The sequence below is a fragment of the Janthinobacterium sp. DSP2-3-3 genome (assembly GCF_049897325.1).
In the GTDB taxonomy this organism is placed as follows: Bacteria; Pseudomonadota; Gammaproteobacteria; order Burkholderiales; family Burkholderiaceae_D; genus Janthinobacterium.
This window is the reverse complement of the sequence record NZ_JAFCWA010000001.1, coordinates 87868-113776: the sequence shown is the minus strand read 5'-3', so window position 1 is coordinate 113776 and position 25909 is coordinate 87868. Positions and strand designations below refer to the sequence as shown.

At 63.7% G+C, this 25909-nt stretch carries 23 protein-coding genes; 12 read left to right on the top strand and 11 right to left on the bottom strand.

The features are described from left to right. Positions 1–14 precede the first annotated feature (14 nt). The 4 genes from ACP7DE_RS00640 (at position 15) to ACP7DE_RS00625 (ending at position 4464) form a co-directional block, all read left to right on the top strand. Positions 15–2321, top strand: a complete 2307-nt coding sequence (locus ACP7DE_RS00640; protein ID WP_426070276.1) for an SUMF1/EgtB/PvdO family nonheme iron enzyme — start codon at positions 15–17, stop codon at positions 2319–2321. Between the two features lie 62 nt (positions 2322–2383). Beyond that, positions 2384–3103 (top strand): SIMPL domain-containing protein, encoded by a 720-nt coding sequence (locus ACP7DE_RS00635; protein ID WP_426070275.1) that lies wholly within the window; start codon positions 2384–2386, stop codon positions 3101–3103. 78 nt (positions 3104–3181) lie between these two features. After that, positions 3182–3580 (top strand): OsmC family protein, encoded by a 399-nt coding sequence (locus ACP7DE_RS00630; RefSeq protein ID WP_426070274.1) that lies wholly within the window; start codon positions 3182–3184, stop codon positions 3578–3580. Continuing rightward, positions 3577–4464 carry a pirin family protein gene (locus ACP7DE_RS00625; protein ID WP_426070273.1) on the top strand — a complete coding sequence of 296 codons (888 nt, stop codon included), beginning with the start codon at positions 3577–3579 and terminating at the stop codon, positions 4462–4464. The genes ACP7DE_RS00630 and ACP7DE_RS00625 overlap by 4 nt, the downstream gene beginning before the upstream one ends. Before the next feature lie 9 nt (positions 4465–4473). On the opposite strand, the gene ACP7DE_RS00620 is transcribed toward ACP7DE_RS00625, so the two are convergent. From ACP7DE_RS00620 to ACP7DE_RS00600, 5 genes are all read right to left on the bottom strand, one after another. After that, positions 4474–6951 carry a TonB-dependent siderophore receptor gene (locus tag ACP7DE_RS00620; protein WP_426070272.1) on the bottom strand — a complete coding sequence of 826 codons (2478 nt, stop codon included), beginning with the start codon at positions 6949–6951 and terminating at the stop codon, positions 4474–4476. A 115-nt stretch (positions 6952–7066) separates the two neighbouring features. After that, positions 7067–8029 (bottom strand): FecR domain-containing protein, encoded by a 963-nt coding sequence (locus ACP7DE_RS00615; RefSeq protein ID WP_426070271.1) that lies wholly within the window; start codon positions 8027–8029, stop codon positions 7067–7069. After that, positions 8029–8505 carry a sigma-70 family RNA polymerase sigma factor gene (locus tag ACP7DE_RS00610; RefSeq protein WP_426070860.1) on the bottom strand — a complete coding sequence of 159 codons (477 nt, stop codon included), beginning with the start codon at positions 8503–8505 and terminating at the stop codon, positions 8029–8031. Before ACP7DE_RS00610 ends, ACP7DE_RS00615 begins: the two co-directional genes overlap by 1 nt. A gap of 138 nt (positions 8506–8643) precedes the next feature. After that, positions 8644–9246, bottom strand: coding sequence for a metal-dependent hydrolase (locus ACP7DE_RS00605; protein ID WP_426070270.1), 603 nt, complete (start codon positions 9244–9246; stop codon positions 8644–8646). Positions 9247–9638: 392 nt separating this feature from the next. Then, a complete protein-coding gene (locus ACP7DE_RS00600; protein ID WP_426070269.1) occupies positions 9639–11207 on the bottom strand; it encodes an FHA domain-containing protein in 1569 nt (522 codons plus the stop codon). A 346-nt stretch (positions 11208–11553) separates the two neighbouring features. Here ACP7DE_RS00600 and ACP7DE_RS00595 point away from each other — a divergent pair, with 346 nt between their 5' ends. Then, positions 11554–11973 (top strand): DUF2177 family protein, encoded by a 420-nt coding sequence (locus ACP7DE_RS00595; protein WP_426070268.1) that lies wholly within the window; start codon positions 11554–11556, stop codon positions 11971–11973. Here ACP7DE_RS00595 and ACP7DE_RS00590 read toward each other — a convergent pair. The 3 genes from ACP7DE_RS00590 to ACP7DE_RS00580 form a co-directional block, all read right to left on the bottom strand. Next, the gene (locus tag ACP7DE_RS00590; RefSeq protein WP_426070267.1) at positions 11954–12904 is read right to left on the bottom strand and encodes a PP2C family protein-serine/threonine phosphatase; all 951 of its coding nucleotides are present in this window, start codon (positions 12902–12904) and stop codon (positions 11954–11956) included. The genes ACP7DE_RS00595 and ACP7DE_RS00590 overlap by 20 nt on opposite strands. A 143-nt stretch (positions 12905–13047) precedes the next feature. Then, the gene (locus tag ACP7DE_RS00585) at positions 13048–13521 is read right to left on the bottom strand and encodes a glycine zipper domain-containing protein (protein WP_426070266.1); all 474 of its coding nucleotides are present in this window, start codon (positions 13519–13521) and stop codon (positions 13048–13050) included. Positions 13522–13643: 122 nt separating this feature from the next. After that, entirely contained in the window at positions 13644–14186 is a 543-nt protein-coding gene (locus ACP7DE_RS00580) for a GNAT family N-acetyltransferase (protein WP_426070265.1), read from the bottom strand. Between the two features lie 174 nt (positions 14187–14360). Between ACP7DE_RS00580 and ACP7DE_RS00575 the strand changes: the two genes are divergently transcribed. Then, positions 14361–15809 (top strand): M20/M25/M40 family metallo-hydrolase, encoded by a 1449-nt coding sequence (locus ACP7DE_RS00575; RefSeq protein WP_426070264.1) that lies wholly within the window; start codon positions 14361–14363, stop codon positions 15807–15809. Between the two features lie 16 nt (positions 15810–15825). Here ACP7DE_RS00575 and ACP7DE_RS00570 read toward each other — a convergent pair whose 3' ends face one another. The 3 genes from ACP7DE_RS00570 to ACP7DE_RS00560 form a co-directional block, all read right to left on the bottom strand. Beyond that, on the bottom strand, positions 15826–16161 hold the full coding sequence (locus ACP7DE_RS00570) for a hypothetical protein (RefSeq protein ID WP_426070263.1): 336 nt from the start codon (positions 16159–16161) through the stop codon (positions 15826–15828). Beyond that, positions 16146–17588 carry a T6SS effector phospholipase Tle3 domain-containing protein gene (locus ACP7DE_RS00565; RefSeq protein ID WP_426070262.1) on the bottom strand — a complete coding sequence of 481 codons (1443 nt, stop codon included), beginning with the start codon at positions 17586–17588 and terminating at the stop codon, positions 16146–16148. Before ACP7DE_RS00565 ends, ACP7DE_RS00570 begins: the two co-directional genes overlap by 16 nt. 141 nt (positions 17589–17729) lie before the next feature. Continuing rightward, a complete protein-coding gene (locus ACP7DE_RS00560; protein ID WP_426070261.1) occupies positions 17730–18587 on the bottom strand; it encodes an MBL fold metallo-hydrolase in 858 nt (285 codons plus the stop codon). Between the two features lie 188 nt (positions 18588–18775). Between ACP7DE_RS00560 and ACP7DE_RS00555 the strand changes: the two genes are divergently transcribed. The 6 genes from ACP7DE_RS00555 (at position 18776) to prpF (ending at position 25747) form a co-directional block, all read left to right on the top strand. After that, a complete protein-coding gene (locus ACP7DE_RS00555) occupies positions 18776–19012 on the top strand; it encodes a hypothetical protein (protein WP_426070260.1) in 237 nt (78 codons plus the stop codon). A gap of 123 nt (positions 19013–19135) precedes the next feature. Then, positions 19136–19384: a hypothetical protein gene (locus ACP7DE_RS00550; protein ID WP_426070259.1), complete on the top strand. Its 249-nt coding sequence runs from the start codon at positions 19136–19138 to the stop codon at positions 19382–19384. A 381-nt stretch (positions 19385–19765) separates the two neighbouring features. After that, positions 19766–20653, top strand: a complete 888-nt coding sequence (gene prpB / locus ACP7DE_RS00545) for a methylisocitrate lyase (protein ID WP_071076691.1) — start codon at positions 19766–19768, stop codon at positions 20651–20653. A gap of 69 nt (positions 20654–20722) precedes the next feature. Beyond that, positions 20723–21877, top strand: a complete 1155-nt coding sequence (prpC, locus tag ACP7DE_RS00540) for a bifunctional 2-methylcitrate synthase/citrate synthase (RefSeq protein WP_426070258.1) — start codon at positions 20723–20725, stop codon at positions 21875–21877. A 23-nt stretch (positions 21878–21900) separates the two neighbouring features. Continuing rightward, positions 21901–24495, top strand: a complete 2595-nt coding sequence (gene acnD, locus ACP7DE_RS00535) for a Fe/S-dependent 2-methylisocitrate dehydratase AcnD (RefSeq protein WP_426070859.1) — start codon at positions 21901–21903, stop codon at positions 24493–24495. Between the two features lie 61 nt (positions 24496–24556). Next, positions 24557–25747, top strand: coding sequence for a 2-methylaconitate cis-trans isomerase PrpF (prpF, locus tag ACP7DE_RS00530; RefSeq protein WP_426070257.1), 1191 nt, complete (start codon positions 24557–24559; stop codon positions 25745–25747). Positions 25748–25909: the final 162 nt, after the last annotated feature.

Below are 25909 nucleotides of genomic sequence, written 5' to 3'. Positions count from 1 at the left end.
GCGTTTCACCCCAGATGATGCAAAAAGCACGAGACAAACTGCGGGAACTGCGCGCTCTCCACGACGACGGGCTGCTCAGCGAGCAGGACTTTGAACGCCGCAAGAACGCCATCCTCGACGCCGAATACGCGCCGCCGGGCGTCGCCCCTGTGGCCGCGCCGCCGCCCGTACGCCAGGGCACCGAACTGGGCTTCATGACAGGCCAGGAAATCGGCCCGCAAAACCGCCGTTACCGGCTCGAACGGTTGATCGGCACGGGCGGCATGGGGCAGGTGTGGCAAGCGACGGACCTGGCCACGCACGCGGAGCTGGGCAGCAGCGAAATGGTGGCGCTGAAGATTTTGCCGCCGCAACTGACGCAAAGCGCCACGCATGCCAAGCTGCTGATCGAGGAAGCCACCCAGGCGCGCAAACTCGCGCATGAAAACATCGTGCGCGTCTATGAATGGGCGCAGGACCCGGCCACGGCCAGCTATTTCATTATCATGGAATGCCTCGATGGCGAAGACCTCGAGCACTACCTGGGCCGCCAGGGTGCGCTGCCGCTCTCCAGGGTGCAGCAATTGCTGCAGCCGGTGGCCGACGCCCTGTCGTATGCGTGGGAAAAGCACAAGCTGGTACACCGCGACATCAAGCCGGGCAATGTCTTCCTGACGGCGAAAGGCGACATCAAATTGCTCGACTACGGCATCGCTACACGCGTGCGCAATGCGGACAGCAGCCTGGCGCTGGACATGCCGAACGCCGGCACGCACGGTTATCGGGCGCCCGAGGCAGGCGCCAACCAGCGCCAGCCCAGCCCGCGCCTGGATGTGTATGCGGTGGCGGTGATGATTTACCAGATGCTCGAAGGGCGCATGCCGTTCGACGAGGCGCGCAGCGCCAGCCATTTGCCGTCGGCACCGCAAGCGCTCAACGCGCAACAGTGGCAAGTCTTGCAGAATGCTTTTTCCTTGACGGCGGAGCTGCGGCCGCAATCGGTGCAAGCCTTGCTGGAAGGGCTGGAGCGCGCTGCCGGGCCGTCGCCTGAAGAACTGGCGGAACAGGCGCGCCAGCAGCAGGCGCAGCAACAACGGCAGGCGGCGCTGGCCGCCGAACAGGCCCGCGAGGAAGAGATCAAACGGGCCCGGATACGCCAGGAAGAACTGGACCAGCGGCGCAAGGCGGAAATCCAGGCGGCCGCGCTGGAAAAGCAGCGGCAGGACAAACTGCGCCGCGAACAGGAGGCGCAGCGCCATTTCGAAGCGGAAGAGGCGCGCAAGCTGCGCAAGGAAGCGCTGCGCGGCCAGTTGCGCGCGCGCCGCGAAGCCGATGCCGCCACCGCCTTGCAAGAACATCAGGAATTGCAGCGCAAGGCTATCGTCGCCAAGGCGGAGGCGGCTTACCGCGCCGAGCAGGAACGGGCGCGCAGGGAAGAGGCCAGCCGCGCCGCCGCATCTGTCCCTGCGCCGGCATCCGCGCCGGCGCCGGCGCCAGAACTGGAACAGGTGGAACCGGTGGCGAATGCCGAAGGCATCTTGCGCGATGATTTCCTCGATGGCTCGGGGCAGGGGCCGGAACTGGTGCTCATTCCCAGTGGCCGCTTCCAGATGGGTGCGCACGAGACGGAACACAAGGCCGCCATCCAGGCCGGCTCGCAACAGGCCTGGCTGGAGCGAGAGACGCCGCAGCACTGGGTCGGCATCTCGCGCCCGTTCGCGCTGGCGCGCCATCCCGTCAGCGTGGGTGAATGGCGCGCTTTCGTGAACGCGACGCAGTGGGCGGGCGGTTCTGAAACGGACTGGGACAATCCAGGTTTCGTGCAGAACGACCAGCACCCGGTGGTCGGCGTGAGCTGGAATGACGCGCAGCTGTACCTGGCGTGGATGAGCGAACGCACCGGCCGGCAGTACCGCCTGCCCAGCGAAGCCGAGTGGGAATACGCCTGCCGCGCCGGCACGCGCACGGCCTTCAACGTGGGCGACACGATCAGCACCGAGCAAGCCAACTACGATGGCCTGTATGTCTACAACGGCGGCCCGCGGGGCGTGTACCGGGGCGGCACCATCCCGTTGGGCAGCTTCGCACCGAATCCCTGGGGCCTGTTCGACATGCATGGCAATGTGTGGGAATGGGTGCAAGATGTGGTGCACGACAGTTACGAAGGCGCGCCCGTCGATGGCAGCGCATGGGAAGAGGGCAGCGACAGCAGCCGGCGCATCCTGCGCGGCGGCTCCTGGCTGTACCACCCGCGCTACCTGCGCTCGGCCCTGCGCAACGGCTTTTCCACCGTGCTGTCGAACGATATCGTCGGTTTCAGGGTGGCGCGCACGCTCGATTAATTCATTGTTATATCACTCATATTGACGGATACTTTATGCTCCCTAACTGTGCCGGAGTGTCCGTGTTCAAACGCCGCCTGCTGTCCTTGCTGTTCGCCTGCCTGCCCATCGCTGCCGCTGCCGGCGATTTACCCGGCTACCCCTTCATCCATGCGACGGGCACGGCGTTCAGCTTTGTCACGCCGGACCTGGGCGAGATCGATTTCGATGTCAGCGTTTTCGACCCCTCACCCGAAGCGGCCACGGTCCTGGTGCAGACGCGCATCACGGAAATCAAGGCGCTGCTGGTGGAGCAGGGCTTGCCCGAGGCGGCTGCCGGCATCGAGGTGCGCGACGTGCGCAAGGAAATCCGCAAGGGCGCCGAGCAAGACCCCGCCAATCCGCAATACCTGATCAAGGCGAGCGTGCATATCAATGTGGCCGATTTGTCGAAATGGCCCGCCGTCATGCGTCCGCTGCTGGCCATGCCCAACCTCGATGCGTTTGCCGTCACCTTCGGCGCTACCGAACGCATCCGCCTGGAAGAAGAGCTGATGGGCGAAGCCGTCAAGGATGCGCAGCGCAAGGCCGATTCCATGGCGCGCGGTTTCGGTAAGCGCGCCGGCGCCGTGGCCGGCATCTCGTCGGACCAGCTGAAAAACCTGGGTAATGCGGTCGGCCTGGTGCCGTCCGACCGCTACCAGCGCGCCAACAGCCGCCAGCGGCAAAATCCCGACGACATGCTGATGGTCACCAGCCTGAAGATGGGGCAGACGGTCGACGTCGTGTTCCGTATCAAATAGCCTGGCGCCCGGGGAGCAGGCTGCGCAAAGCGGGCAAACGGTGTAAATTGTGGCTTTCCAAACGCACCAAGGAACGCCATGACCATCAAAGCCATCCGCGACCAGTCGCAAGCCATGCGCCACATCGTGCACGTGCGCGATCACATCATTTCCGCCGACGCCTCGGTGGAAGAGGGCGGCGGCGATGCCGGCCCCTCGCCGCACGACCTGTATGACGCGGCCCTGTCGGCCTGCAAGGCGCTTACCGTCGTCTGGTACGCCAAACACAAGGGCATTCCGCTGGAGCACGTGGAAGTGTCGACCGAGCGCGATGCCAGCGAAGAGCGCAAGGGCGTGTACCGTCTGGCCGCCACCCTGCACCTGAGCGGTGACTTGAGCGATGCGCAGCGCCAGGAATTGCTGGCCGCAGCCGGCAAATGCCCGCTGCATAAATTGATGACGGCTGTGACCACCGAAGTGACGACGGTGCTGGCATGAGCGCGGCCATCCTGAAAAGCCATGAAAAGGATCTCGGTGGCGGCTTTGTCGTGCGGCGTTTGCTGCCCTCCGCCGTCAAGCAGGCCGTCGGTCCCTTCATTTTCTTTGACCATTTCGGCCCCATCGACGTGGCGCCCGACGCCAACCACGATGTGCGCCCCCATCCGCATATCGGCCTGGCCACCGTTACCTATCTGTTCGAGGGCGCGATCGATCACCGCGACAGCATCGGTTCCTACCAGCGCATTGAACCGGGCGCCATCAACTGGATGACGGCCGGGCGCGGCATCGTGCATTCCGAGCGCACGCCGCACGACCTGGCCGGCCAGCCGCACCGCACGCACGGCTTGCAGCTGTGGGCCGCGCTGCCGAAGGCGCATGAAGAAGACGAGCCGAGTTTCAAGCACACGCCGCAAGCCGATATTCCCGTCGTGCCGCTCGATGGCGCCGTGGTGAGGGTGTTGATCGGCACGGCCTTTGGCCAGACGTCGCCTGTGCGCACCTACATGCAGACGGTGTACCTGGACGTGGCGCTGCAGGCGGGGCGCGAGCTACGGCTGGAGGGCTTGCCACCGGAAGCGGCGGTGTATCCGATCAGCGGGGAAGTGCTGGTCGATGGCGTGGCGCTGCTGCCGCACACCATGGCCTTGCTCGATGCGGGTGCCGCACCTGTCGTGACGGCAGGCAGCGGCCCGGTGCAATTCGTCGTGATCGGCGGCGAGCCGCTGGACGGCCACCGCTTCCTGTTCTGGAATTTCGTCTCGTCGAGCAAGGAGCGCTTGTCGCAGGCGGCCGAGGACTGGACCGCCCAGCGCATGGGGCAAGTGCCGGGCGAGACGGAATTCATCCCGCTGCCGAAGGCGCCCCTGCGCCCGGCAACCTAGGCGCCTGGTTTAGAAGCGCGCGCGCAAGGTCAGTTGCGCCTTGCGCGGCTCGCCATAGAAATTGCCCCACGCAGGCGCGCTCACCGTCTGGTAGTAGCGCTTGTCGAGCAAGTTCGTCACGGACAGCGATGCAGTCCAGTTGCGGTCGATCTGGTAGGCGGCGCGCGCGCTCCACAAGGCGTACGCACCTTGCGCCACCTTCACGTCGCGCGTGGTGCGCGAGCTCTCCGTCTGAAAGTTCACGCCGCCGCCCACGCTCCACTTTTGCAGGGCGCCGGACAGGCGATAGTCGCTCCACGCGCGCAGCATGTGGCGCGGCGAGTAGGTGCTGGCGAACATCACGCCCACAATCGACGTCTGGTCCAGGTACTTGAAGTTGTTCAGGGTATAGCCGGCGAACACCTGCCAGCCCGGCGCCACTTCGCCGCTGATTTCCGCATCGACGCCTTCGCTGCGCACCTTGCCCGTCGAGAAATAACACTCCGTGCCACTGGTACAGATATTGACCAGGTCGGCCTCGGCGCGGTTGCGCTGCTCGATGCGGAACAGCGACAGCGAGGTATTGACCTTGCCGTCGAACAGTTCGCCTTTCACGCCCACTTCCAGGTTGCGGCCCTTCAGCGGGTCGAGCAGGGCGCCTTCGGCCGTGCGCTGGTTTTGCGGCTGGAAGATGTCGGAGACGCTGGCGTAGCCGGACCAGCGCTTGTCAAACGCGTAGATAACGCCGCCATACGGCGTGACGACGCCGTTTTCGCGGTACGGATCGAGATACACTTCGCCCGTGTCGCGGTACACGCTGCTCCATTTGTAGTTCGACACGCGCGCGCCTGCCACCACGGTGAGCGGGTCGCTGACGCTGAAACGGGCGACGCCGTAGGCACCCGTCTGCGTCATTTTTGTTACGCTGGGATCGCCCCGGTAGCTGTTCTCGCGGAACCAGGCATCGCTCGGTTCGGCCACGCCGTGATTTGGCCGCAGCGGATTGTTCGCTTGCTGCAGCAGGGCCAGACTGAAATCGCTGTCGCTTTCCAGCCGGTTCGTGCTGATGCCGGCGCTGAAGCCGTGGCGCCGTCCGAAGGCGTTGAATTTGCCGTCGAGCGACAGGTCGATGCCCTTGTTGGTGCTACCGTAGTCGAACACGCCGCCATACATCATCATGCCGGCCAGGGTGGCGGGATTGAGCGCGCCCTGGCTGAACATGTATTTCACGTCATGCCGCTCGCGCGTGTAGTTGGCGCTGGCCTTGAGGGCCCAGTCGGCGTCGAAGCGGTGTTCGAATTCGGCGAAGACGGCCGTCTGGCGGCTGTCCCAGTGGTTCCAGTCGGCGCCGAGGAAGGTCGAGCGGGGAAGTTTCGGGTCGCTGCCATCGAGGTAGCGGGGCATGCCGGAGAAAAACGGCGTCGAGTGCAGTTTTTCATGGCTGGCGCCCGTCGTCAGCTTGCTGCCCGGAGCCAGATCGAATTCCAGCACGCCGTACAGCACGTCGGTGCGGCTGTCGGCCACGTCATAAAAATAGTCTCGCTGGTCGTGCGCGGCCACGGCGCGGCCACGGATGCTGCCCGATTCGTTCAAGGGACCAGTGACGTCGATTTCGCCGCGCACGTCGTTCCAGCGGCCCGCGCTGAGCGCCAGTTGCACCTGCTTTTCTGCCAGCGGGCGCTTGCGCACCATGTTGATGGCGGCGCCCGGCGAGCCCGTGCCCTGCAGCAGGCCTGTGGCGCCACGCACGATTTCCACGCGATCCAGCATGGCCGTATTGCTGGTAAAGCTGTTTGCCTGCGGGTAGTACATGGCGCGGTTAACGCCATCGAACTGGTAGGTCTCGACCATGAAGCCGCGCGAATATACGTAGCGTCCGCCCATGGGGCTGTCGTACATGGTGATGCCGGTGGTATTGGCCAGTACGGCATCGATGGTGTTGAGGTTTTGGTCGTCCATTTTCTGGCGCGTGACGACACTGACGGATTGTGGGATTTCGCGCAGGGTTTGCACGCCCTTGCCGACGGTGACGGCGCGCGCCGCGTACGAGTTGCTGTGTTCACTGACAGGGTCGCGCTCCATGCTGGCGCTGACCGTCACGGGCGCCATGGTCTTTTCCACGTCGGCAGCCGAGGCGGAGGATGGCGCCGCCTGGCGCAGCACGTAGGCGCCGTTCGGCAACTGCACCGCTTCCAGGCCGCTGCCGGCCAGCACCTGGGAAAAACCTTGGTTGACGTTGAAGCTGCCGCGCACGCCGGGCGAACGCAGGCCCCGCGTCTGCGCGGGATCGGTCGACAGGCTGACGCCGGCGGCGACGGCAAAATCGTTAAGGGCGGTGGCCAACGGGCCGGCTTGCACGGCGTAGCCTTGCGGTGCTGCAGCGGCAGCCTGGCCCTGTGCCAGGGCGGGTGCGGCGATGAAGGCGGCGGGGGCGGCGCACGCCATGGCGATGACGGCCAGGCGGATGGCGCGCGCGGCGGGATGGAGTACGGGGGTGGTCAGCTGCATGCTCGGTCTTTCTGCTCTAAGGGATAAGAAAATGGCGGATGAATTGGCTTCTTATCTATCAAGCCGAAGCAGCGCATCGAAACACCAACCCTTGGCGCAAAAAAACTGAAAATAATTATGCCGGCCGGGCCGACACCGTGGCCCAGTAGCGCGTGAAGTACGTCACTTGCAGCCCGTGCGAGGCACACAGGCTTTCCAGCACGGCGTCGATATCGTCGAGGCGGTAGGTGCCTGTGACGGGACGCTGCGCCACCTTGGCGTCGCAAACGAGGCGTCCGCGCCGGTAGCGCGCCAGCTCCTGCACCAGTTGTTGCAGCGGCCAGTCGGCGGCCACCAGCATGCCGCGCAGCCAGCTGTCCTGATGCGCGGGCATGGCCAGCACGGCTTCCAAGCCGGTGTCGCCAAAGCGCAGTTGCTGCCCCGCTTCCAGGCGGCGCACGGCATCCGGACGCGCAGCGCAGCGCACTTCCACGGCGTGCTCGAAGACGCTGACGACGCTGTCATCGTCGTCGCAGCGTATGCCGAAGCGCGTGCCCAGCGCGCGGATCACGCCGTGCGGGGTGTCGACCAGGAAGGGGCGCGGATCGGGCGCCGTCGTGATCATGATTTCGCCCTGGTGCAGGCGGATCCGACGCTGCGTGGCACTGTAAGCGACATCCAGGGCGCTATCCGTATTTACCTCCATGCGCCCGCTATCGGCCAGCGTGACGTGGCGGCGCTGGCCCGGCGCCGTGCGCAGCGATGCCGTCCAGGCTTGCCAGGGTGCGGACTGCAGGCCTGTCTGGCCCAGCGCGATGCCGCCGCCGGCCGCCACCAGCAGCGCGAGTATCTTGGAGGCCGCGCGCCGGCGCTGCTGCGCCGCCTGTAGCGCGGGAATCGCCAGCGCTGCAGGTATCGTGCCCAACTGGCCGTCCATGCGCTGCAGCAAGTCCCAGGCCCGTTCATGCTCGGCGCTGGCGTCGCGCCATACCTGCAGGGCGGCAGGGTCGGCGCTGCCGCATTGGATTTCCACATGCCAGTGGGCAGCGGCGGCCAGTATGCTGCGGGCGATGGGAATGGAAGGGGAGGGGCCGAGCATCAGCCGGCCGCCAGCATCAGGCATTCCGTGTAGGCGCGCACCAGGTGCTTCTTGACGGTTGGCAGGGATACGCCCAGGCGCCGGCTGATGTCCACATAGCTGAGCTCTTCGATTTGCGCCAGCAGGAAGATGGCCCGCGTGCGCGCGCCCAGGCGGTCGAGCAGGCGGTCGACGGCCAGCAGGGTTTCGATGATGATGGCATGCGTTTCGACGCAGATCATGGTCGGTTCCGCTTGCTGCGCCAGCGCTTCCAGGTAGGCGTGTTCCAGCGCCTGGCGCCGGTAGCGGTCGATCAGCAAACCGCGCGCAATCGTCGCCAGGTAGCCGCGCGGCTCGCGCAGGGGCGCTGCGTCGCGCTTGCCCAGCAGGCGCAAAAAGGTGTCTTGCGCCAGGTCGGCCGCCTCGGCGCGGTTGCCCAGCTTGCCGCGCAGCCAGCCATACAGCCAGCCGTGATGCTCGCTGTACAGATTCTTCATGTGGATGGCATGGACGGGACTGACGGTGCTCACTGCGATCTCCAGGCAAGGGATGAGCTGGGCTGACGGAACGCGGGGCGCCGGCTGGCTGGGCTGTTTGAGAATGATACTCATTATCACATTGCCGCGCCGCCGGCGTCAATTGGCGTCGCCGCCCAGGCGCCAGCGCAGCTGCCACTGTTGCAGATTTGCCCATGCCGTCTGGAGTGCGCAAGCCGACCAGTGCAGCAGGCTGTCGAGCGCCAACAGGGTGCGCCGCAGGTGGATGCCATCGAAAAACACGTGGTCGGCCACGACGGTGGCGGCCAGCCAGGCGGCGATGATGACGATGATGTCGTGGCGGCCGCTTTTCCACCAGCGCAGCGAGTGGCGGCGGAAAATCCACGGCACGCCCAGCGGATTGGGCCAGTCGGCCAGCAAATGCATGATGCCGCCCGCCGCAAAGCCGAACAGGGGCGGCGCCCAAAGGTGGTGCGGCAATTGCAGATAGGTGTAGACGAGCAGGGCAATCCAGGCCAGGCCCCAGTGGGTCCACGTGCGGTGCGTGATCCACAGCCGGTGCGTGCGCGCCCACCAGGCCACTTCCAGCCAGTCCGGCGCCGTGCCGCCCAGCGCCCCCATGACAAAGGCGAGCATGCTCAGCACTTGATAGGGGCCACCGGCGCCAGCGTGTGCGACCAGGGCTGCGGCGATCACGCCGGCAGCCCAACCGGTCGCATGATGCGCTTTGTTGGAAGCCATAGAAAATGTAAAACGCCATGCGGGCGCTTTGTGAAATGCGAGGGATATTAACTGGATGAATATACAGTATTCAAGGGCGTGGAGGGGTGCTATTTGCAGAATATCTGGCGATAATTTGTTAAATTATGTGTCACGATAGTCTTGCCAGCGAACTCGGCATGTCATGCTGACCGGTCAAGTGTGTTGTGCGGCTGATAATGCAATTGGCGCAGGGGGCGCTATGCTGAAAGCAGTCGCATGATTTGAAGAGGTATTGCCATGAAAATCCCGCGCGAATTACAGATTCCCGCCATCGTGTTTACGCTGGAAGCGGTGTTTATACTCGGCCTGTCGATGATTTTTCTTGTGCTCGTTCCCCGCTAGCGAGCAGGGAGGTGCGAGGCGTCGTTGTGTCAGGCGGTCAGGGCGTTATCGCAAAGGGCAGCACCCTCGGTGCGGATGATCCAGCATTCCGGATACGGTTCGCTGGCGAAGCGGTTGTGCCGCGCGAAGCCGCTGAGTTTATCCAGAGCAGTGGCGGGGGCAAGAGCGGTTTCCTTGCCGCTGGCGGTGTCCAGGTGCCAGAAGCCGCCGTTGCGGTGGAAGAGCACGGGCAGGCAGCTGGCCTGCGGCGTGGCAAGGTGGCTTGCCGGCGTGGGCTGGGTGTCGGGCAGCAGCAGGTAAAAGCATTCGGCGCGGGCACCGTGGTCGATGCGGTGTAGGATCACGCCGTGCGCGAGCAGGGCCGTGACGCTGAGCACGACGATGCCCTTGATGCTGGCAGACAATTCGATGCGCATGCCCAGACGCAGGGCGACGGGCTTGTGCTTGCCGGGCCACACGCCGTCGAGCAGCACGCCATAGCGCGACACATCCTCGATTTCAAAGCCTTGCTGGCTGCGCCGGATAATGGCATGGCGGCCCGACAGGCGACGCGTCAAGCCGTTGTTGTCCTGGCCATCGGGACTGAAATGGCTGAGCAGCACATCGGCTTCCGGGTCCACCAGTTCGAAACGGCCCAGCATGCATTCTTCCAGCGCGAACAGGCGAATCTGGCGCTGTTCGCCCGCTTCCGGCGCCGCATTGACGAGACAGGCAGCCTGGCTCGGGTGCGGATGGCAGTGGCTGGCGGCGGGCAGGTCGACTTCGATCAACTCCTCATCCCAGGCGATGGTGGTAAAACCCATGTCTATCTTGCCTTGCGGCGCTGATAAATCCACGTGGGCAATGCCGGCATTGCGCGCCGTCACGTCGAGGTTGCAGCCGTCGCCCCCAGTCACGCGCGCGATTGAGGCGTCGTCGGCCATCACGCGCACATTCTTGTGCGTGCTGAGGAATATCTGGTGGATTTCCGTCAGGGTGGCGTCGCGGCGCGGCACCAAGATGACGAAGGTGCATACCCATTTCTGCGCCACGGCACCATCGAGGTGGCTGTGGACTTCGACGTCGATCTGGTATTGCCCGTGTTCCTTGTTGCGCGAGGAGAACTCGACAAACACGGGCCGCCAGTCGCCGCGCGTGGTGCGCACGAAATCATGCTGGACGGCGCCGCGCGGTATCAAGTCCGAGCGCAGGCGCAAGGTCAGCTGTGGCGCGCAGGCGGCGCTCATGCCGCGCAATTCCATTTTCAATGTCTGGCGCCCGCCTGCCGCACGGGGATCGAAGCCGCTGATGTGCAGATGGGCTTGCACCGGCTGGTAGACGGGGGGAACTGCTGGCGAGGCAACGGGGACTGGCGTGAATGCCAGGGGCGCGGCGGAGACCGGCACAGGGCCGGTCACGGCTTGGAAGGCAGCGTCATGGGCCGGGGCGTGCGAAAGCGCCGTTGCCGATGGCTCGGAACGGGCGCTGCGCAGTGCGGTCAACAGGTCGTAGCTGCTGGGAGCAGTCATCGCTTGCGGGTGGTTGCCCGCACAGACTGTATCCCCAGGCAAGACCCAGAACGTACAGTGCGGGTGCTCCGGGTTGCTGCATTTTTTCATGACATTCTGACTCGAATCGAGCGGGGATATTTTGCCCTCTGTTCTGCCTAAGAGCTTACGCGCTTTTGCGCCTGCTTGGCAACTTTCGCAGCGCCGGAATGTGCTCTTTTTGCCCAAATTCATGTCCCTGGTCACACCTCGCCCTATATGTCATGGAAACTATTGCCATAAAACATATTTTATATCTTTATGGATATGTTTTTTTGATATTTCATGAAATTGCACTCCCATCAATGCGCGTGCGCGCCGGTGACGTATTTTTACGTCCGCTATGCGGGCCTGCAGGCGTTTTGCATTATGCTGGCGCAACTGTTCCCCTAACGCTGCCTGACGCCGAGAGATGACCATGCCTGCCCAACGCCCGCTTCAGCTTGCCATAGCCTATGGCGCCACCTTGTGTGTGTTTCTATCCATCGATGCTTTGTGGCTGGCGGTACTGATGAAGTCCGTGTACGCCGCGGCGCTGGGGCCGTTGCTGGCGGACACGCCGCGCTGGGCGCCGGCCACGCTGTTTTATCTGCTGTACGTGGCGGGACTGCTGGTCTTTGCCATTTTGCCCGGACTGCGCGCGCGTCGCGGGCGCACGGCGGCAGCGCTGGGCGCGCTGCTGGGGTTGCTTGCCTACGGCACCTATGATCTGAGTAACTATGCGACCTTGCGTGATTGGCCGCTGACCCTGACGGTGATCGACATGGCTTGGGGTAGCGTGCTGTCGGCCGTGTCGGCGACGGCCGGCTATTGGACAGCTAGCCGCCTGGGGCGGTGAACGCCGCATCGAAGCGTAGCACCAGCAAGGTAATGTTGTCGCTGTGCAAGCCCTTTGGTGGGTGGGCGAGGAAGTCGTCAAACAGGGCGCTGACAGCCTGTGCCGCAGTCTTGCCGGCACACAAGGCGGGCCAACGGCCCGTAAGTGCCAGCGGATCCTCGCAGGCCCAGAAGCCGTCGCTGGCCAGCAAATAATGGGCGCCAGGGCGCACACGCAGCACGCGGCGGTCTCCCAGGTGCGCCAGGAAAGGCGGCAAGGTGGATGCATCGAGGCCGCGCAGCGGTTTGTCGAGCTGCAAGCTGTCACTGATGGCGTTGCCTAAAATGAATGCCTGCGAGATTTGCGGATGGTGCTCGCCATGCACGGCGGCGCGCCAGCGCGTTTCGTCGAGCGCGCCGCGCATGGCATACACGGTGGCCGGCACGTGGTCGACGGTCAGGACGCTGGCCGCGCCGTCGACCAGTTCATACAGGCGCGAATCGCCCACGTGATACAGCAGCGGCGCTTCGCCGGGTGGCACTTCCAGCAAGGTCAGGGTGGTGCCGGGCGGACGCGCCTGGGCTGGCGCGTCCCTGGCGAAACCGTCCTGCAAGCGCGTGTGCAAGGCGTCGAGCCTGGCTGCCAGGCTGGCCGTGTCGAGGCAGGCCGGTACAGCCAGCAAGCCTTGCACGGCCGCTTCCGCCGCCTCGCGCCCTTGGCCGTGACCGCCCATGCCGTCGAGCACGGCGGCGCGCACATGGCCGGGCGGCCAGCCCGGTACCTGGCAGTGGAACGGTGCCTGCCGCGACAGGCAGACGGCATGACCGCTGGCATCGATCAGCAGAAAGTTATCCTGGTTTTCGCGCCGCGGCACGGTGCCGGCACCCACGCTGCTGCCGGCGGCGGCATCAAGCCAGGGGCCGAAGTCTAGCGCGTCTTTGAGTAAATGCATCGGTTGGAGCGGTCCAGGCGGTCAGCAATGTTGATCATGGGGGACAGCTTAGCCGAAATTGTGCGTCGGTGATACCTTGCTTGTCGCATAAAAAAACCTGCGGCAGCAGGCTGGCGCAGGTTTTAGAGGGTGGCGGGTGCCGATCAGCGGCGATGGCCCCAGCCATGACCGTGGCCGCGGCCGCGGTCATAGTAGTCGCGGCGGCCATGGTCGCGGTAGTAGCCGCGGCCCGGTTGCACGTAGACGACAGCCGGCGGGCCGTAGTAGCGCGGTGGCGGTGCGTAATACACAGGCTGCGGCGCAGGCTGGTAGTAAACGGGCTGAGGCGCAGGCTGGTAATAGACGGGCTGTGGTGCGGGCTGATAATACGTTTCACGGTAACCGCCGCGATAGCCGCCACGGTCGTAAGAGCGCTCATTCGTGCTGATGCTGTTGCCGACGGCGGCGCCAAGCACGCCACCGACGATTGCGCCGTTACGGCCACCGGTGCTATTGCCAATAGCCGCTCCGACGACGGCGCCTGCAACGGTATTGAAGTCGCGGTCACCGGCGACTGCTGCCGAAGACACAGCCACTGCCGCTACCATTACCGCACCCAGGAGTTTCTTGTTCAACATGGCATTTCCTTCCATTCCGGCGAGATCACAATGATCTGCATGAACTGGACTATATCCGCTGCCCACCGCTTGTTCCACGTCTAATACAACTTATTACAATCAGGGCGGCGTGGTAACAGTTTTCAGCCGAACACGCTAGGCGCATGCGCTTGCCATTCCGGACGCAGCAGGCTATACATTTTGACGTCACGCATGACGCCATTGATGAAAAAGGCCTGGCGCTTCACGCCTTCCTCTGTAAAGCCGCACCTTTGCGCGATGCGCTCGGAAGCCGTATTTTGCGGGTCCATCAGCAATTCCAGGCGGTGGTAGGGATAGGCCTTGAACAGGTAGTCGACCACCAGGCGCGTCGCCTCGCCACCGTAACCGCGCCCGCCCCACTTGGGGTCGAACAGGCGGTAGCCGATTTCGCGGCAAGCCGGGGTGCGGCCCTTGAAGTGCGTGATCGACCCGATGATGTGCTGATGATGGTCTTCAATCAGAAACAGTTCACTATCCTCCGTGACCAGGCCCGTCTGCATGAATTCGCGCCGAATCGCTTCGGGCGATTTGAAATGCATGGAAAAGAACTCATTGCGCGCGGGCAGATCATTGGTCAGCGCGATATAGGTATTCAGGTCGGCGGCGGTCAAATGCCGTATGGTGCAAAGAGTTCCCTTGAGCATGGCGGTATCCGGTAGCGATCACGATCTGCATGGTAATCGACTATGGGGGAAATAGGCAATCGCTCCCGTAAAGTTGCTGCAACGCCAGAATAAATACGCTATCGTAGAACGCCGCGCCTTGCCCAATGGCCACGGCGCACCCGCTTCGACCTTGTTGACTGGAACTCAATTCATATGCATACCATCCTGACCGGCGCGCCACTGCGCCGTTCCGCTTTATCCCTTGCCCTAGGCTGCATTGTCAGCGCCGGCGCCTTTGCCGCCGCGCCAGGCAATACGCCGCAGGCGCTGACGCAGGTGCGCGACACGGCGCTGCAAAGCGACTGGGCGTATGCCCGCCTGGCCGACATGACGGATTTGATCGGCCCGCGCCTGTCCGGTTCCGCCGGCGCCGCCGCCGCCGTGCAGCAGGTAGCCGACACCATGCGCCAGCTGGGCGCGAAAGTCACCTTGCAGCCGGTGAAAGTGCCGCACTGGGTGCGCGGCGTGGAAACGGCGGAAATCGTCGATTACGCGGGCCGTCCGCAGGGCGTGTCGCAGCGCGTGGTGCTGACCGCCCTGGGCGGCTCGGGCGCCACCCCGGCTGCCGGCCTGACGGCGTCCCTCATCATCGTCAAGAGCCTGGAAGAACTCAAGGCGCGCGCGTCGGAAGTGAAGGGCGCCATCGTGTTGATCGATACGCCGTTCGACCAGGAGATGGCCGAGCGCGGCCTGGCCGGCGTCACCTATGGCCAGGGCTCGCGCGCGCGCTTCCTTGGTCCGAAGACGGCGGCCGACCTGGGGGCGGCTGCCGCGCTGGTGCGTTCGGTCGGTGGCGCCGATTTTCGCATTCCACACGCGGGCGCCACGGGCTTGGACGACAATAAACGCATTCCCGCCGCCGCCGTCACGGTGGAAGACGCCTTGCTGATGGGCCGCCTGGCTGCGCGTGGGCCGATGAAAATGCACTTGACCCTGACGCCGCAAAACCTGCCGGACGCGGACAGCTACAACGTGATCGCCGACTGGCCGGGCACGGACAAGGCTGACGAAGTGGTGGTGGTCTCGGGCCACCTCGATTCATGGGACCTGGCTACGGGCGCGCACGACGACGGCGCCGGCGTGGTGGCGGCCATGGGCGTGCTGGAAACCCTGAAAAAGCTCGATTACCACCCGCGCCGCACCATCCGCGTGATCGCCTGGATGAACGAGGAAAACGGCGGGCGCGGCGGTCAGGCGTATTTCGAGGCCCACAAGCAGGCGCTGGGCAAGCAATATGCGGCCATCGAGATGGACAGCGGCGCCGGGCGCCCGTTCGGCATCCTCGCCAGCGTGGGACCGAAGTCGGAAAAACTCTTCGCCCCGCTGCGTGCCGCCCTGCAGCCCATGGGCGCGCACGCGTTCACGCGACGCGACGCGCTGGGCACGGGCGACTTGCACCGCCTGGAAACGGGCGGCGTGCCCAGTTTCGAGCCGCTGGTCGACAGCCACAGTTACTTCCACTATCACCATACGCCGGCCGACACGCTGGACAAGGTCAACCCTGATAACCTGAAGCGCAACGTGGCGCTGATGTCGTCGCTGGCCTGGTTCCTGGCCAATATCGACGGCGAGATCGGGCGCGCGCCGGAGCAGTCGGAGTAAGGGGGCGCTTGCCTCTTCACTTCGAGTAACCCTGCATATCAGCCGCCGCATCGTGGCGGATGCCCCACCACGGCAAATAGGCATTGTTTTCGCCGCGCGCGCGCAACCACGGCTTGTCGTGGGCTATGGGGCGCACCGTGCTCGGCGGCGCGACCAGCACGCCCGTGACGCTGTCAGGATCGCTGGTGCCCGCCACCAGCACGGGCTTGCCGACATGGTTCGCATGGGCGATGCCCAGGGCCACGTTGGTCAGCGCCGTGCCGGCGCCCATCTCGCCCAGCAGGGCCGGCGTATTGAAAGTCTGTGGCAGGAATTCGAAGTCCGGCACTTCCAGGGTCAGCGCCTGCGCCAACTGGCCCAGCCGGTCGGAGGAGGTGGGCAGGGTCTTGCTGGCGTCGTGGATGACGTAGCCAATATCGGTCTCCGTCTTGCCGCCTCGGCTTGCGCATCGCCCTTGCCCTGGGAACGGTAAGGCGCATACGCGTCATCGGCTTCGGCGGCGCGGTCCTTGTGCAGGGAGTCGGCCGGGGCATCGCAGTCCTCGTCAAATTGTTCGCCGGTGTCGGCAAAGCGCTTCGAACGCGGCAGGAATGCCTCGGGCAGCTTGGGTGCCTTCATCGACAGCAACCAGGCCTTGGGCGGCAGGGCGTTGATGCGCGTGCCGGCAGTCTTGGCGAGAATGATGACGATGGGCGCGAACAAAAAGGTCAGTATCTTGCGCCCTATGCCTCTGCTGGCCCGCATGCCCTTTTCGATCGAGTACTCGGCGACCAACGAATGCGGGTACCAGAAATCGATGCTGTCCGGTGTCAAGGGCTGGCCATTGCGCTGCCAGATATCGTAGTCCTTTTCATTTTCCTGGCCGACAAGGTGATTTTGCGCAAACACGCGCTGGGTGAAGACGCCGTCGCCGCCCGTATCGGCAATTTCCTGCGCCGGCATGCCGCGCCAGCCTATGCCTTGGACGGGCGTGGCGGAAATCACCTGGTCGTGCGGATTGAAATACAGGGTGACCCTGCCATAGGTGGAACCATGCAAGCCGTAGTCTGCGCGGTCGAAGGCGGCCGTATAGCTGTCCTTGCGTTCAGGCTTGCGATTGGCGCTGAACTCGTCGACAAAGGCCGCATCCTGCTGGCACGCCCTGATCGATTGCACGAGCCGCGCCAGGCGCCAGGCGGCAAACACGAAATACGGGCGCGGCGGGCAGGCATACACTTGCCGGTCATTCGTCGGGTTCATGTGCTGGATATGCATCCACAGGAACAGTTCTTCGGACAAGCCCTGGCCCCATAGGTCAGGCAGGGCGCTGCAACCGTTGGCGAACGGCCCGCCGCCCCAGTAATTCTTTTCGTTGAGATAGATGCCGTCGCCAAATGCCTGCAACTCTTCGCCGTTGGCCTTGTAGCCCCAGCGAAAGCGGATCACGGGTGAATTGCCATGGTCGGCCAGCAAGAAGGTAGTGGCGTTGCGCTTGGGATTGAGGAAGCCGTCATCCGTCAATTCGCGTGCGTAAGTGGCGGCCTGCATCTGCCCGGCGGCCGGGCCAGGTATCACCAAGTCTTCATGGCGGCGCTTCAGGCGGGTATTCAGGCCGTCGCACAGGCCTTGTTCGGTCTGGTCATACCATTCGCCGTCGGAATTGACGCCGTGCACAAAGATGATGATGCCGGGACGCGGCAAGCGCGTGACGGCCTTGAGCAACGCATGGCTGAACAAGGTCGTGCCTTCGGCTTCGGCGAGCAGGATGCAATTGGTATCGAGCGTAGGGTCGGGCGACATGCGGGTGCTCCCTCCAGGATGGGAAAGCAGAAACAGCTGCGCCCAAGCAAGCTCAGGCAATCTGCACTATATGCGGATTGCCTGAAGCGGGACTTGCGTGGTGTCAAGAAAGGAGGAGCGGCGGGGGGCGTGCCGGGGGAATCAGATCGCGTTCAGCGGTATCTTCAGGTAGCGTACGCCGTTGTCTTCCGGCTCGGGCAGCTTGCCCGCGTTGATGTTGACCTGGATGGCGGGCAGGATCAGGGTCGGCATCTCCAGGGTGGCGTCGCGGCCCGTGCGCATGGCCACGAATTGTTCTTCCGTGATGCCGTCGCGCAAGTGGATGTTGCCGGCACGCTGTTCGGCCACCGTCACTTCCCAGCGCGGCGCGCGGCCGTTGGGTGGGTAGTCGTGGCACATGAACAGCCGCGTCTGCGGCGGCAGCGCCAGCAGGCGCTGCGCGGAGCGGTACAGCAGGGACGCGGAGCCGCCTGGAAAGTCGCAGCGGGCCGAACCCACGTCCGGCATGAACAGGGTGTCGCCGACGAAGACTGCGTCGCCGATCTGGTAAGCCAGGTCGGCCGGCGTATGGCCGGGAACGTGCAGGGCGCGCACTTCCAACTTGCCAATATGAAACACCTGGTCGGGCGCGAACAGTTGGTCGAACTGCGAGCCGTCGGCCTTGGCGTCATCCTGGTGGTAGACGGCGGCGAACGCCTGCTGCACCGTCCGGATCGCGGCGCCGATGGCCACGTCGCCGCCCAGCTGCTGCTGCAGGTAGGGCGCGGCGGACAGGTGGTCGGCATGCGCATGGGTTTCCAGCAGCCAGCGGCACTGCAAGCCGTGTTCGCGCACGAAGGCGACCACCTTGTCAGCCGACGTGGTCGAAGTACGGCCCGCCTTGGGATCGTAGTCGAGCACGGAATCGATGATGGCACAGTCCTGGCCATCCGCTGCGTAGACGACATACGTGACGGTGGCGGTGGCGGGGTCGAAGAAAGCTTGGATTTGTGGGGTCATCACGGCGGCAAGGGACGGGTAAGGAACGGACAGGGAAAGGCATTATATCGCCAGTGCGCGCTAAAAAAATGTTGAGAGTTGACATTGAACATGCGAAAAACAGATAAGCAAGCACGCATGCGCCGGTCACAGTCGTGCGCGCTCTGGCGCTTGCTGCGTGGTAACCTCATTCTTCCAAGGAGGAATTCATGAACGATATCACTGCACGCAGCGAACAGTACCGCGGTTTTACGATTTCGGTGACCCCGCAAAAGGATAACGACGATTTATGGGATTTTACCTACCGCCTGCAGCGCGAGGGCGAGAGCGCGGCGCAAGCGATCACGCGCAGCCGCACCCTGGGCGGCTATGCGGCGCCCGAGACGGCTTGCACGGCCGGCCTGGAAGTGGCCAGGACGGAAGTGGATAATCTGCTGCGTCCTTGAACCAGCGTAAATCGTTTAGCCCGAAAGTCAGCCTGACCGTGCGCTGGCGCGTGAAACACGTCGCTGGCGGCCGCGCTTCATGCTACGATTTCCACTATTGAATCAGTCACAAGGAGGCACCCCATGGAAAACAGTTCTAAAATTCACTATAAAGGCTGGGAAATCGTTCCCCTGGCCGTGCCCACCGCCGATGGCAAATGGTCGGCCAGTTGCGACATCGAACGCGCCACCGCGGAAGGACTGGAAGTGTTTGAAGGCTCGACCATGCAATTCGTGCGCGACGACGAGGATGGCGCGATTGCCGCCGCCTGCGAAGAAGCCGTGCGTCAGATCGACAACATCATCGCCAACCCGCTGGTGCGCCTGGCCTAGTTTTTTCAGTCTCATTGTGTTCCTGCAGCCGGCGCCCGCCGGCTGTTTTGCGTTTTGCGTCTTGCGTTTGGCGCGAAACAAGGTCTGCGCCCAGTCAGCCAAATCCCCGGCCTGTTGCATGTTTCAATATGATGTTTCATATGAAATAGTTGAAACGCAATTGAAACGTAATTGAAACATTGCGACCATCGGGCGTGACATCGCTGTCCCCTTGCGTGACAGTGCGCGCCACGCCGCTGCCTGGCCATTTCCCTCGCATTACACTGTGCCGTAGCGCACTTTGCGGGCAGGTGCAGGGTGCTGGCACGGCATTTGCACTACTGATGCTCATAGCAAGTCCATGAAACATTCGGGACGACCCGAATCCCATAAGGTGAACACATGACTCAATACTCTGCAGGTGCCGCATTCCGCAAGGCCGTCCAGGAAGAATCCCCGTTGCAAGTCGTCGGCGCCATCAATGCCAACCACGCCTTGCTGGCCAAGCGCGCCGGTTATAAAGCCATCTACCTGTCCGGTGGCGGTGTCGCGGCCGGTTCGCTGGGCTTGCCCGATCTGGGCATTTCCAGCCTGGATGACGTGCTGACCGATATCCGTCGCATCACCGACGTGTGCGACTTGCCGCTGCTGGTCGATGCCGACACGGGCTTCGGTTCGTCCGCCTTCAATGTGGCGCGCACCGTGAAATCGATGATCAAGTTCGGCGCTGCCGGCCTGCACATCGAAGACCAGGTGGGCGCCAAGCGCTGCGGCCACCGTCCGGGCAAAGAAATCGTGAGCAAGGAAGAAATGGTCGACCGCATCAAGGCGGCCGTCGATGCGCGCACGGACCCGAACTTTGTCATCATGGCGCGCACCGATGCGCTGGCCGTCGATGGCCTGGAAGCGGCACTGGAACGCGCCGTCGCCTGCGTCGAGGCGGGCGCCGACATGATCTTCCCGGAAGCGATCACGGACCTGGAGATGTACGCCACGTTCGCCAAGGCCGTCAATGTGCCTATCCTGGCCAATATTACAGAATTTGGTTCCACGCCGCTGTTCACGCTGGACGAACTGCGCAGCGCCCACGTGGGCCTGGCCCTGTATCCGCTGTCGGCCTTCCGCGCCATGAACAAGGCTGCCGACAATGTCTACCGGGCGCTGCGCCGCGACGGCACGCAAAAGAATGTCGTCGACACCATGCAGACGCGCATGGAGCTGTATGAATCGATCAATTACCACGACTTCGAGCAAAAGCTCGATGCGCTGTTCGCCGCGCAAAAGAAATAAGTAAAGAAGCAGGGACCGCATGCCGGTCCCGCAGTGACGCACCCGAGACTATTCAATCTGGAGAACACAATGACCGCACCGCAAGTCGCTACTTTCAAGCCTAAAAAATCCGTCGCCCTGTCCGGCGTTACCGCCGGCAACACGGCGCTGTGCTCGGTCGGCAAGACCGGCAACGATTTGCACTACCGCGGCTATGACATCCTGGACGTGGCCGACAGCTGCGAATTCGAGGAAATCGCCTACCTGCTGGTGCACGGCAAGCTGCCCACGGCGGCCGAACTGAAAGGCTACAAGGCCAAATTGAAGTCCTTGCGCGGCTTGCCGTCGGCTGTCAAGTCAGCCCTGGAAGCGCTGCCAGCCGCCGCCCACCCGATGGACGTGATGCGCACGGGCGTCTCCGTTCTGGGCTGCACCTTGCCGGAAAAAGACGACCATAACGCGCCGGGTGCGCGCGACATCGCCGACCGCCTGATGGCGTCGTTTGGCTCCATGCTGCTGTATTGGTACCACTACAGCCATAACGGCAAGCGCATCGAAGTGGAAACGGACGACGACTCGATCGGCGGCCACTTCCTGCACCTGCTGCACGGCGAAAAGCCGTCGGCGTCATGGGAAAAAGCCATGCACACGTCGCTGATCCTGTACGCGGAACACGAATTCAACGCCTCGACCTTCACCAGCCGCGTCATCGCCGGCACGGGTTCCGACATCCATTCGGCCATCACGGGCGCCATCGGCGCACTGCGCGGCCCGAAACACGGCGGCGCGAACGAAGTGGCGCTGGACATCCAGAAGCGCTATGACAATGCCGACGAAGCGGAAGCGGATATCCGCGAGCGCGTGTCCAACAAGGAAGTGGTGATCGGCTTCGGCCACCCCGTCTACACGATTTCCGACCCGCGCAATAAAGTCATCAAGGAAGTGGCCCGTTCGCTGTCGCTGGAAGCCGGCTCCACGAAAATGTTCGACATCGCCGAGCGCCTGGAATCGGTCATGTGGGAAATCAAGAACATGTTCCCGAACCTGGATTGGTTCTCGGCCGTGTCGTACCACATGATGGGCGTGCCGACGGCGATGTTTACGCCGCTGTTCGTCATTTCGCGTACCTCTGGCTGGGCCGCCCATATCATCGAGCAGCGCATCGACAATAAGATCATCCGTCCGAGCGCCAACTATGTCGGCCCGGAAGATCTGGAATTTGTGCCGATCAAGGATCGCAAATAATGAGCTCAGTAATGACTACCCCGATGAACACCTTGCACCGCAAACCCTTGCCGGGCACCCAGCTAGACTATTTCGACACGCGTGCCGCCGTCGATGCGATCCAGCCAGGCGCCTACGCCACCTTGCCCTACACCTCGCGCGTGCTGGCCGAAAACCTCGTGCGCCGCTGCGACCCGGCGACCTTGAACGCTTCCCTGAGCCAGTTCATCGAACGTCGCCGCGACCTCGATTTTCCATGGTTCCCGGCCCGCGTCGTCTGCCATGACATCCTGGGCCAGACGGCCCTGGTGGACCTGGCAGGCTTGCGCGACGCCATCGCGGCTCAGGGCGGCGACCCGGCCCTGGTCAATCCCGTCGTGCCGACGCAGCTGGTCGTCGACCATTCGCTGGCCGTCGAATGCGGCGGTTTCGATCCCGACGCCTTCGCCAAGAACCGCGCCATCGAAGACCGCCGCAACGAAGACCGTTTCGACTTCATCGACTGGACCAAAAAGGCATTTAAAAATGTCGACGTGATCCCGCCGGGCAACGGCATCTTGCACCAGATTAACCTTGAGCGCATGTCGCCGGTGATCCAGGTGCAGGATGGCGTGGCCTATCCCGATACGCTGGTGGGCACGGATTCGCATACGCCAATGGTCGACGCGCTGGGCGTGATCGCCATCGGCGTGGGCGGCCTGGAAGCGGAAAGCGTGATGCTGGGCCGCGCCTCGTGGATGCGTTTGCCCGACATCATCGGCGTCAAGCTGACGGGTAAACCACAGCCGGGCATCACGGCCACCGACACGGTGCTGGCGCTGACGGAATTTTTGCGCAAGCAGAAGGTCGTCTCGTCCTACCTGGAATTCTACGGCGAGGGAGCGTCGCATCTGACCTTGGGCGACCGTGCCACGATTTCCAACATGGCGCCGGAATTTGGCGCCACGGCCGCCATGTTCTACATCGACGCGCAAACCATCAAGTATTTGAAACTGACGGGCCGCGACGACGAGCTGGTGAAGCTGGTGGAGCTGTATGCGAAAGAGACTGGCCTGTGGGCCGACAGCCTGGTCGACGCGCAGTACGAGCGCGTGCTGACGTTTGACCTGTCGTCCGTCGTGCGCAATATCGCGGGGCCGTCGAATCCGCACAACCGCGTGCCGACGTCGGAACTGGCCGCGCGGGGGATTTCCGGCGTGGTGGAAAACGAACCGGGCAAGATGCCGGACGGCGCCGTCATCATCGCGGCCATCACCAGTTGCACCAATACGAACAACCCGCGCAACATGATCGCCGCCGGTTTGATCGCGCGCAATGCGAACCGCCTGGGCCTGACGCGCAAGCCGTGGGTGAAATCGTCTCTGGCACCGGGCTCGAAAACCGTGGAACTGTATCTGCAGGAAGCGGGCCTGATGACCGAGCTGGAGCAGCTGGGCTTCGGCGTGGTGGCGTTTGCCTGCACTTCGTGCAACGGCATGTCGGGTGCGCTCGATCCTGTCATCCAGGATGAAGTGGTGTCGCGCGACCTGTACGCCACGGCCGTTTTGTCGGGCAACCGCAACTTCGACGGCCGCATCCACCCGTACGCGAAACAGGCTTTTCTCGCCTCGCCGCCGCTGGTGGTGGCCTACGCGATAGCCGGCACCATCCGCTTTGACATCGAAAAGGACGTGCTGGGCATCGCCCCGGATGGCAAGACTATTCAGTTGAAGGATATCTGGCCGTCCGACGAGGAAATCGACGCCATCGTCGCTTCCAGCGTCAAGCCGGAGCAGTTCCGCAAGGTGTACATCCCCATGTTTGCCGCACAGGTGGACGACGGCATCAAGGTCAGCCCCCTGTACGATTGGCGTCCGAATACCACGTACATCCGCCGTCCGCCATACTGGGAAGGCGCGCTGGCCGGCGCACGCCCATTGAAAGGCATGCGTCCGCTGGCCGTCCTGGGCGACAACATCACGACCGACCATTTGTCGCCATCGAACGCCATCATGCTCGATAGCGCGGCCGGCGAATATCTGGCGAAGATGGGTTTACCCGAGGAAGACTTCAATTCCTACGCCACGCACCGGGGCGACCATTTGACGGCGCAGCGCGCCACGTTTGCCAACCCGACCCTGAAAAACGAAATGGTGATCGAGGATGGCAAGGTGAAGGCCGGCTCGCTCACGCGCATCGAGCCGGAAGGCACCATCTCGCGCATGTGGGAAGCCATCGAAGTGTACATGGAGCGCAAGCAGCCCTTGATCATCATCGCTGGCGCCGACTATGGCCAGGGTTCTTCGCGCGACTGGGCCGCCAAGGGCGTGCGCCTGGCCGGCGTGGAAGCCATCGTGGCCGAAGGGTTCGAGCGCATCCACCGCACCAACCTGGTGGGCATGGGCGTGTTGCCGCTGGAATTTCTACCTGGCGTGAACCGCAAGACCCTGGGCCTGGACGGCAGTGAAACCTATGACGTCGTGGGCCAGCGCACGCCGCGCTCCAGCCTGACTTTGCTCATTCACCGCAAGAACGGCGAAACGCTCGAAGTGCCCGTCACCTGCCGCCTCGATACGGCGGAAGAGGTGTCGATCTATGAGGCGGGCGGCGTTCTTCAACGCTTCGCGCAAGACTTCCTCGAATCATCCAAGGCAGCGTAAGCAGCTCGTCATTCACCGGGTGACGTGCAGGCGCGCGCTGCCCGGCTTTTCAGGAAATCCTATGACCCACGTACCCCAAATGAAAATCCCCGCCACCTATATGCGTGGCGGCACCAGCAAGGGTGTGTTCTTTCGCCTGCAGGATTTGCCCGCCAGCGCGCGAGTGCCGGGCGCGGCGCGCGATGCCTTGCTGCTGCGCGTGATCGGCAGCCCCGACCCATACGGCAAGCAGATCGACGGCATGGGCGGCGCCACGTCCAGCACCAGCAAGACGGTGATACTGGCAAAAAGCGCCAAGCCGGAGCATGACGTCGACTATCTGTTCGGCCAGGTTTCCATCGACGAGCCGTTTGTCGACTGGAGCGGCAATTGCGGCAACCTGTCGGCGGCCGTCGGCTCGTTCGCCATTGCCAGCGGCCTGGTCGACGCTGCGCGCGTGCCGCGCGACGGCGTGGCCACGGTGCGCATCTGGCAAGCCAATATCGGCAAAACCATCATCGCCCACGTCCCCGTGACGCATGGCGAAGTGCAGGAAACGGGCGACTTCGAGCTCGATGGCGTGACTTTCCCGGCCGCCGAAGTGAAACTGGAATTCCTCGACCCGGCTGCCGAGGAAGAGGGTGGCGGCGGGGCCATGTTCCCTACCGGTAATTTGGTCGATGACCTCGACGTGCCTGGCATCGGTGTGTTGAAAGTCACGATGATCAACGCCGGCATCCCGACGATTTTTGTCGATGCGCATGCCATCGGCTACACGGGCACGGAATTGCAGGATGCCATCAATGGCGATCCTGCCGCGCTGGGCCGCTTCGAAACCATCCGCGCGTACGGCGCCCTGCGCATGGGCCTCATCACCCACCTGGATGAAGCGGCGAAGCGCCAGCACACGCCGAAAGTGGCCTTTGTCGCCAAGCCGGCCAGCTATGTCTCGTCCAGCGGCAAGCGGGTGGAAGCGGGTGAGATCGACCTGCTGGTGCGCGCCATGTCCATGGGCAAGCTGCACCACGCCATGATGGGCACGGCGGCTGTCGCCATCGGCACGGCGGCGGCCATTCCCGGCACCCTGGTGAACTTGGCGGCGGGCGGCGGTTCCCGCAACTCCGTGCGCTTCGGCCACCCGTCCGGTACCCTGATGGTGGGCGCGGAAGCGGCGCTGCTCGATGGCCAATGGAGCGTCACGAAGGCCATCATGAGCCGCAGCGCGCGCGTGCTGATGGAAGGGGTGGTACGCGTTCCCGGCGACGCGTTTTAGTCTGAACACGACGCTGCCTGGCCAAATGGGCAGATGCATTGCAGATAAGTTGATATTTCTGCTAGCAATGAAATTGAGCGACAAGGAAAATGGCGAGGCGCCAGCCGCGATACGCGTCAGCGTGCAGCGTGCAGGGTGCGTTAGCGGCCTGCCATCCTTCTG

Excerpts from the sequence above, each read along its gene's own strand:
- ACP7DE_RS00640 (WP_426070276.1), top strand. The coding sequence starts at position 15 with ATGATGCAAAAAGCACGAGACAAACTGCGGGAACTGCGCGCTCTCCAC.
- ACP7DE_RS00630 (WP_426070274.1), top strand. The coding sequence starts at position 3,182 with ATGACCATCAAAGCCATCCGCGACCAGTCGCAAGCCATGCGCCACATC.
- ACP7DE_RS00625 (WP_426070273.1), top strand. The coding sequence starts at position 3,577 with ATGAGCGCGGCCATCCTGAAAAGCCATGAAAAGGATCTCGGTGGCGGC.
- ACP7DE_RS00620 (WP_426070272.1), bottom strand. The coding sequence starts at position 6,951 with ATGCAGCTGACCACCCCCGTACTCCATCCCGCCGCGCGCGCCATCCGC.
- ACP7DE_RS00615 (WP_426070271.1), bottom strand. The coding sequence starts at position 8,029 with ATGCTCGGCCCCTCCCCTTCCATTCCCATCGCCCGCAGCATACTGGCC.
- ACP7DE_RS00610 (WP_426070860.1), bottom strand. The coding sequence starts at position 8,505 with ATGAAGAATCTGTACAGCGAGCATCACGGCTGGCTGTATGGCTGGCTG.
- ACP7DE_RS00605 (WP_426070270.1), bottom strand. The coding sequence starts at position 9,246 with ATGGCTTCCAACAAAGCGCATCATGCGACCGGTTGGGCTGCCGGCGTG.
- ACP7DE_RS00600 (WP_426070269.1), bottom strand. The coding sequence starts at position 11,207 with ATGAAAAAATGCAGCAACCCGGAGCACCCGCACTGTACGTTCTGGGTC.
- ACP7DE_RS00595 (WP_426070268.1), top strand. The coding sequence starts at position 11,554 with ATGCCTGCCCAACGCCCGCTTCAGCTTGCCATAGCCTATGGCGCCACC.
- ACP7DE_RS00590 (WP_426070267.1), bottom strand. The coding sequence starts at position 12,904 with ATGCATTTACTCAAAGACGCGCTAGACTTCGGCCCCTGGCTTGATGCC.
- ACP7DE_RS00585 (WP_426070266.1), bottom strand. The coding sequence starts at position 13,521 with ATGTTGAACAAGAAACTCCTGGGTGCGGTAATGGTAGCGGCAGTGGCT.
- ACP7DE_RS00580 (WP_426070265.1), bottom strand. The coding sequence starts at position 14,186 with ATGCTCAAGGGAACTCTTTGCACCATACGGCATTTGACCGCCGCCGAC.
- ACP7DE_RS00575 (WP_426070264.1), top strand. The coding sequence starts at position 14,361 with ATGCATACCATCCTGACCGGCGCGCCACTGCGCCGTTCCGCTTTATCC.
- ACP7DE_RS00565 (WP_426070262.1), bottom strand. The coding sequence starts at position 17,588 with ATGTCGCCCGACCCTACGCTCGATACCAATTGCATCCTGCTCGCCGAA.
- ACP7DE_RS00560 (WP_426070261.1), bottom strand. The coding sequence starts at position 18,587 with ATGACCCCACAAATCCAAGCTTTCTTCGACCCCGCCACCGCCACCGTC.
- ACP7DE_RS00555 (WP_426070260.1), top strand. The coding sequence starts at position 18,776 with ATGAACGATATCACTGCACGCAGCGAACAGTACCGCGGTTTTACGATT.
- ACP7DE_RS00550 (WP_426070259.1), top strand. The coding sequence starts at position 19,136 with ATGGAAAACAGTTCTAAAATTCACTATAAAGGCTGGGAAATCGTTCCC.
- prpB (WP_071076691.1), top strand. The coding sequence starts at position 19,766 with ATGACTCAATACTCTGCAGGTGCCGCATTCCGCAAGGCCGTCCAGGAA.
- prpC (WP_426070258.1), top strand. The coding sequence starts at position 20,723 with ATGACCGCACCGCAAGTCGCTACTTTCAAGCCTAAAAAATCCGTCGCC.
- acnD (WP_426070859.1), top strand. The coding sequence starts at position 21,901 with ATGAACACCTTGCACCGCAAACCCTTGCCGGGCACCCAGCTAGACTAT.
- prpF (WP_426070257.1), top strand. The coding sequence starts at position 24,557 with ATGACCCACGTACCCCAAATGAAAATCCCCGCCACCTATATGCGTGGC.